The 6,000-nt window shown below is 65.4% G+C and carries 6 protein-coding genes and 1 pseudogene; 5 read left to right on the top strand and 2 right to left on the bottom strand.

The features are described 5' to 3' along the window. The first annotated feature begins 376 nt into the window (after nt 1-376). Complete coding sequence (locus ABZ801_RS10885) at nt 377-1,489, top strand: hypothetical protein (RefSeq protein WP_360695631.1); 1,113 nt, start codon at nt 377-379, stop codon at nt 1,487-1,489. 11 nt (nt 1,490-1,500) lie between these two features. Here ABZ801_RS10885 and ABZ801_RS10890 read toward each other — a convergent pair whose 3' ends face one another. Then, nucleotides 1,501-3,867, bottom strand: coding sequence for a hypothetical protein (locus ABZ801_RS10890; RefSeq protein WP_360695634.1), 2,367 nt, complete (start codon nt 3,865-3,867; stop codon nt 1,501-1,503). A 264-nt stretch (nt 3,868-4,131) separates the two neighbouring features. Here ABZ801_RS10890 and ABZ801_RS10895 point away from each other — a divergent pair, with 264 nt between their 5' ends. The 4 genes from ABZ801_RS10895 to ABZ801_RS10910 all read left to right on the top strand — a co-directional run bounded on the left by ABZ801_RS10895 (nt 4,132) and on the right by ABZ801_RS10910 (nt 5,635). Continuing rightward, complete coding sequence (locus ABZ801_RS10895; RefSeq protein ID WP_360695637.1) at nt 4,132-4,257, top strand: hypothetical protein; 126 nt, start codon at nt 4,132-4,134, stop codon at nt 4,255-4,257. A gap of 453 nt (nt 4,258-4,710) precedes the next feature. After that, on the top strand, nt 4,711-5,106 hold the full coding sequence (locus tag ABZ801_RS10900) for a hypothetical protein (RefSeq protein WP_360695640.1): 396 nt from the start codon (nt 4,711-4,713) through the stop codon (nt 5,104-5,106). Between the two features lie 173 nt (nt 5,107-5,279). Further along, complete coding sequence (locus ABZ801_RS10905; RefSeq protein WP_360695643.1) at nt 5,280-5,441, top strand: hypothetical protein; 162 nt, start codon at nt 5,280-5,282, stop codon at nt 5,439-5,441. Then, nucleotides 5,438-5,635, top strand: coding sequence for a helix-turn-helix domain-containing protein (locus ABZ801_RS10910; protein ID WP_360695646.1), 198 nt, complete (start codon nt 5,438-5,440; stop codon nt 5,633-5,635). The genes ABZ801_RS10905 and ABZ801_RS10910 overlap by 4 nt, the downstream gene beginning before the upstream one ends. Nucleotides 5,636-5,880: 245 nt before the next feature. Here ABZ801_RS10910 and ABZ801_RS10915 read toward each other — a convergent pair. Then, a pseudogene (locus ABZ801_RS10915) lies at nt 5,881-6,000 on the bottom strand (IS5/IS1182 family transposase); the annotation flags it as partial.

The following is a 6,000-nucleotide window of genomic DNA, read 5'->3' on the forward strand; positions in this document are numbered from 1 at the left end:
TGGCGCTCGCGGTGATCAGAATCAGCTCGGCACCCCAGCAGGTGGCGCCCAAGGCGCCGCAGCGCAGCGGGCACCGTCCACCACTGGTCGTGCCACGAAGGAACCTGGCGCACCAGCCACGCCGCCGCTGCGAACAGGACGGGCCCCGCATCGCAGCTGCCGGTTGCACTCCGCCTGACCCGGGGGGCCGGAACAGATGCCCCATCCCGGCGGGGCGCCGCGCAGCCACCGGCGCTCGAAATAACGCACGACCGGGCAGGAATCGGCCCAGCACATCACAAGTCAATGCGCGATCGTGCGGTTGTGCGCGACGTCCCCGGACAGACATCCCGACTTCGTTCCCAGCGGTAGTCGGGTTGGTGCCATCATCGACCCTGTGCGACGCAACAGGTTCATCACCACCGCCGCCGCCATCATGATCTTGAGCGCCTGCTCTCAGGCCCAGGACGAACCGTCGTTCAACCCCACCCCCCGCCCCACCCGCCCCGGCCAGGCCGTCATCATCGCCGGCGACCCGGGACTCGACCGGCCACCTCGCGACGGCGAGTATGCGCTTCGCGCCAGCGCCTATTCCGATGGTGGACTGGCCGTAGATCCACGCAGCGGCGCCGTTTACTTCCCGACCGCCGGAAGCGAAGGTCGCAGCATCGCGAGGATCGAACGGGACGGCCGTCTCACGCTGATCCGATCCCAGAATCACGCCGACCAACTAGGTATAAGCGGCAATGAGCTGTGGGTGCTGTCCTCACAGGGCCGACCACATCTGACCAGCATTTCCCTGTCGACCTTGCAGACTACGTTCGATCTTGATCTCTCCCGTATTCCCGAACGAATTCAGATCACCAACCCCAGCGGAGACCCTCTATCGGATCCCGAACGCAGCCGACTAGAAGCTGACCTTTCCGGGTCAAGCTTCACGATAAGAGGCGACGGCATCCCAGTGATCGCCTCCCGGGCTGGACGAATTTTCGAGCTATCGAAAACTCGAGAACTGCGCGAGTGGATACCAGATGGCTATGCCGAAGCCCTCCGCCAGACAACCGAGGGGAAGGAATTCCGACTCATGAGCCTGGCCCCCGCCGAACGGCGAGGGGTCATCGTCCTGGGACGCAACGGGCTCGTACGCGTCGATGACAGCGGACATTCGAAAGCGATCAGATTCCCGACGTCAGATGGTGGCAGGCCACCCTGGTCAGCTGCCCTCAGCCTGGATGACGGTTCGATACTGCTACTGGGTGGCACGACGGAGACACAGCGCACTCCCAGACCGACTCTCGTGAGGCCGGACGGCAGCTTGGAATTGCTGTCCTTCGGCGGACCAAGGTGGTGCGATGAGTTCGATGGCTCCCTGGCCGTCGTCGCCTCCGCGAATCCGGGTGGGCTGGCCAAGAGAACCGATGGCACCTACGTCATCTCCGACAAGGATTGTGGGAAAGTTTATTCATTCACCCTTCCCCCACGCCTCTCCGGCTCACCGTACCCACGATGACAGGCGCAGCATCATGAAGGCGAGTGATTGTGGTCGGCATTCTTTTGAATATCGGCAATGATGTCGCGGCCAGTCTTCGACGTGCCGTCCGAAGATTCGAAGAACACGTGATTTTTCGCCCATTTAATTACCTCCTTTTCGATTCGCTCCCGTTCCTCGGGCATGAGCTTCGGATTGCGCAGGGCAGAGTCGATATCCATTTTACCCGTGCTACTTCCATAAGCGCGAGCGAGCTCGAAGTACAGTTGATCTGAATAATCGGCCCCTTTGGCCTTGATCTCCGCGACCTTCTTGTCGAAGTCCGCATACTTGACCTTGCTCAAGACGGGGTTGCTCGCGATCTCCAGAGCATCGGCCGCTCCGACGTCACCGGCCGGCGTGACCCCGATGAACGCAACGGCCACGTCACGGAACACGCCGAGCGTCTTTTGGGCCTCCTCGTACTGCTTCTGGACGACCTGTTCCCGTTCGAGGCGCTCCTTGGCGTAGGCCGCGATGAGATTGCCTTCCAAGTAGCCCGCGCGCGCGGCGGCATCGCCGATCAGGCCGCTCCGAAGCCCCCAGGCATAGAGCCTCATATGGTACTGGCGCGTGTCTGCCGCCAACTGAGCCCAAATCCTGTCGTCGGCGGCGAGAGTGCGCAGGTAGGACTGAACGGTCTGGCCACCGACGTCAACGTAGAAGGACCCGGTGACAGGATCCTTCTCGGGGAGATCGGTTCCGCCCGCGCTGAGATTGGCGTCAGCAATGGCGGGTATATGCATGCGGGTCATCTGAAGAAGGCCGGAGCGCAGACCCGACCCATACTCGGCCGAGTATTCCTCACTGTCCGGAAACCATTCGGGGGCGCGATCCTTGTGGAGGATTGGAACCTTCTTAGGCAGGCGTCCCTCGTTGAGGAACTTGTCCACCTTCTGCCGACCATTCTCGTTCCACCAAGCGACCGTCTTCATGATCTCTGCCGCGTTCTCGGCGGCCTGCTCTTCATGACCTTTCACCGGAGTGGTGGCCAACTGAACCACCTTCCCGGCCGCATCGCCGGAGTCCATCCAGTCCGGGGCGATGAGCAGCGCCGCATAGGTATCGCCGTTGCCTCGGGTGGCCCAGGTGAGCGCCTTGGCCTTGTCCGCGTCTTTGATGGTGAACGCCTTGTCCAGCTTGGTGGAAGCCAATTCCCGGGCAGCGGTGGTGTCCTGCTGCTGGGCGATCCTCCCCAGGGTGTTCAGTGCCGGGTCGTACTCACGCAGACGCTTGACATCAGGGCCGGTAAAAGGATTCTCTCCGCTGCCGTCAATGCCCCAGTCCTCCCACCATCGGCCGTGGGGCTGGTTGGTCACAGAGGTGTGCCGTTCCCCCAGCTGGCCGGCGGACTCGGTCAGTTCGTACGACGGGTACCGCTGGCGCCAGCGCAGCGCGGCCTTGGCCATGTCGAGCAGGACGGCGGAGCTCCATTTCACCTCGGGAGCGCTGAGCTTCACCAGCAGTGCCTGTCCGGGCATGTCGGAGCCGATGGGGCCGAGCGCGTTGGACACCGCCTTCTCCGCGTCCTTCTTTCTGGACGCGGCAGCCAGGGCGGTGCCCATGTCGGCGACGATCTGCTTGTCGGCTGCGCTGAGTCCCGTGCCGCCATGCCGGCGGTGGAGGCGGTAAGCCAGCTTGCCGATCGATCCCGGTGGGACTCGGGAGAAGAAGGCCGCGAGGTAACCCGCGTCCTTGCGGTTCTCTCGTAGAGAGCGTGCGATGTCGGCGAGCAGCTCTGTGCCTTCGGCGTTGGATTGCCGCATGTTGGCGACGTAGAGGTCGGCCTGCATCTGGCCGAGGCGGAGCATCTCCTTGCTCCCCAACCGCTCCTTGTCGGGGATGCTTATCATGCTCCATGAGGTGCGGCCACGGTTCTCCGCGATCGCGTAACGGAGGCGGGTGCGCATCCGGCCTGCCTGCTGGCTGCACCACGCGGCGGTCCGATCGCACTGGGACGTGCCGGCTATCCCGGGTCCGGCTTTCGCCAGCAGTTCGCGGATGCGGCGGCCCCGGTTGGGCAGGCCGTCGGCCGCTCGTCGTAGTGCAGTCTCGAGGCGCTCCATACGGGAGATCGAGACCGACGCCACCCCGGGAAGGCCCGACGCGGGCGTCACGCGGGATATGTCAGGGGGCGTCAGCGTCATCGGCACCTCGTTGGTGCGGGCGATCTCACGCAGGATCTCCACCATCATCCGGCCGAGCGACCGGCTGTGGCCGTCGAGATCCGTGGTGAACGCGGCAGCCGTCCCGCCCTGCCAGGTTTCAGGCCCCATCACCCGATTTATCTCGTTCATGAGCGCGGAGATCCCCTGCAACTCCGCCTGGACTGCCCCTGTATCGATCTTCGTAGCGGCCACCCGTCGCACACCCTTTCCGCCCCGTCCGGCCAGAGATAGCGCAACCGGTCAAGAGCGTCAACGGCGCCAAGTAAAGCCGGGACGGCTTGCTTCGCCCAACAGAGCCACGAACGGTCCTATACCGACAAATCGGGCCGCTGCTCGGTCGTGTCATGAGCCGAGAGACGTACCGAGAGCAGCCAAGACGGGGAGCGCGCACCAGCCGTAGCGCTCGAAGAGCCCGCCACTATCCGACCGGGGTCTCGACAGGGTCGCTGGACGACGATGAGCGAATACCGGTACGACGAGTTCCTTGCCGCCGACCGTCCCTTGGACGAGCGGCGGCAGGCCGAGGCCCGCGCTCTGTCCATCCAAGCCACGATCACTGCCACCAGCTTCACCAACGAATAGCACCGGGGGCGACTTTCGCGGTGATTCAAGCACCTTGATGGCACTACTACGACGCCCACCTCCACATACAAACTGGGGAGCCCACGGGGTGATGCTCCGCCTGCCCCGCGGGCTCGTCAGCCCGGAGATGGCCGAGCGGTACAGTGTCGAGCCCGCCGCGACCGCCTGGGTCGCGGTACTTCGAGGAACCCCAATGCAGGCTGGCCGCCATCATCGGGGTCGGCGCCGAACTCGCCGCCGGTGCCCGCCGGGCCGGGGGACGCTCACCGCACCACAGCGCGCCCTGGCAGGCTTTCTGCGCCTTGATGCCGATCTGCTTGCGGTCGCGGCTGTCGCCAGCCCTCCTCTTATGGAGTCGAAAGACGACCCACGCGACGGATCAAGGGGCTTCCACCGCGTGACAAGAACGCTTCCCTGCGGCGAGTCGCCGAAGGGCAGGGCGCTCATGTCCAGATGGGGCTGATGCGCCGATTGCGCAGTGGGCCCAGCACTCTGAGTGACGGCCAGTGCACGGTGGTCGAACTGTCGGACGCCGCCGCCGATATCCGCAACGAGCGTGAGCGCCGTGAGGAGGCCGAGCGCGCCGCGGAGAAAGCTCGCCGCGAACGCGAAGGCGCGCTGGCCCGCGAGAAACAGTTTGACGAGTTGGCCCGCGACCAGGAGGCCGCGTGGACCCGCGTCCACGCAATGATCGACACCAAGAGGCAGAGCGAGTACGACGCGGCCGTCAAACTCCTCAAGGACCTGCAGGCCGTGCCGAGCGCACCAACCAAACTGAGGACTTCACGCAGCGGTTCGCTCACCTATGCGAACAGTGTCACCGGAAGCCCGCCCTCATCGATCGGGTAGAGCACGCCTGCCTAGCGACGACGTCGGCAAGCGCGTGACCACTTCCTGCGCGCCGTGAGGCTGACAGTCAACGTCGCGGCCCACTGCCGAGTTGCCGGGCGGCGATCCGCGCGCTGGAGGCCGAGTTGGCCGCGAGAGGGCTGCGGCCGCTGCACCGATCCGAAGGCTGGGAAATGGCCGTGCTGTCGGTGCGGGCCGAGATCACCGTGTGGGCCAGGCCGCAGGTCATCACCGTCACGATGCCCCTCACGGGGACGGCGCGGTTCGCCCTCACCGACGTCACCGAACTGGCCGAGCTCATCGTCCAGTGCAACGAGGACCTGAACGCGCGATGACGGAGCAACACCCCGGCCTCCTCACCGCCGGCGAGGTCGCGGCGATCTTCCGCGTGGCACGGTCGACGGTCTCCAACTGGGTCGCGCGCGGGCTGCTCCCGTACACGCGCACCCCATCGGGGCGGCTGCGGTTCTACCGGGAGGACGTCGAGCGGCTACTGCTGCGGCATGGCATTGAGCGGCGCGAGACCTGAGCGACCCGGCGCCTGCGCGATCTCGCGGAACGGATCGAGGAAGCACGGCTCAACCAGCTCGCCACGAAGCTGAGGCCGAGGGAACAGAAGGGGCCGGTTCCCTTGAGGAGCTGGCGGCCGTGCTCCGTGACCACGCCTGATCCACATGGGGTCCGTCACACGGTTCACCCGCATGCCCAGCGGGACATCCCCCGCGCTGACGCGTTGGGGATCCTGCGCCGACTCACCGCCCCTTAGACGTCGTCTCATTTGGTGAGTCGGCGGTGGCAGATCAGGGCGGCGGCGATGCCGGCGAAGGCCAGGAAGTGCTCAGCCTTGCGTTCGTAGCGGCGGTGCAGGCGGCGGAACCCGTTCAGCCACGACAC

The sequence above is a fragment of the Actinomadura sp. NPDC047616 genome (assembly GCF_040642915.1).
Taxonomy (GTDB): Bacteria; Actinomycetota; Actinomycetes; order Streptosporangiales; family Streptosporangiaceae; genus Spirillospora; species Spirillospora miaoliensis.

Excerpts from the sequence above, each read along its gene's own strand:
- ABZ801_RS10895 (WP_360695637.1), top strand. The coding sequence starts at position 4,132 with ATGAGCGAATACCGGTACGACGAGTTCCTTGCCGCCGACCGTCCCTTG.
- ABZ801_RS10900 (WP_360695640.1), top strand. The coding sequence starts at position 4,711 with ATGGGGCTGATGCGCCGATTGCGCAGTGGGCCCAGCACTCTGAGTGAC.
- ABZ801_RS10905 (WP_360695643.1), top strand. The coding sequence starts at position 5,280 with ATGGCCGTGCTGTCGGTGCGGGCCGAGATCACCGTGTGGGCCAGGCCG.
- ABZ801_RS10910 (WP_360695646.1), top strand. The coding sequence starts at position 5,438 with ATGACGGAGCAACACCCCGGCCTCCTCACCGCCGGCGAGGTCGCGGCG.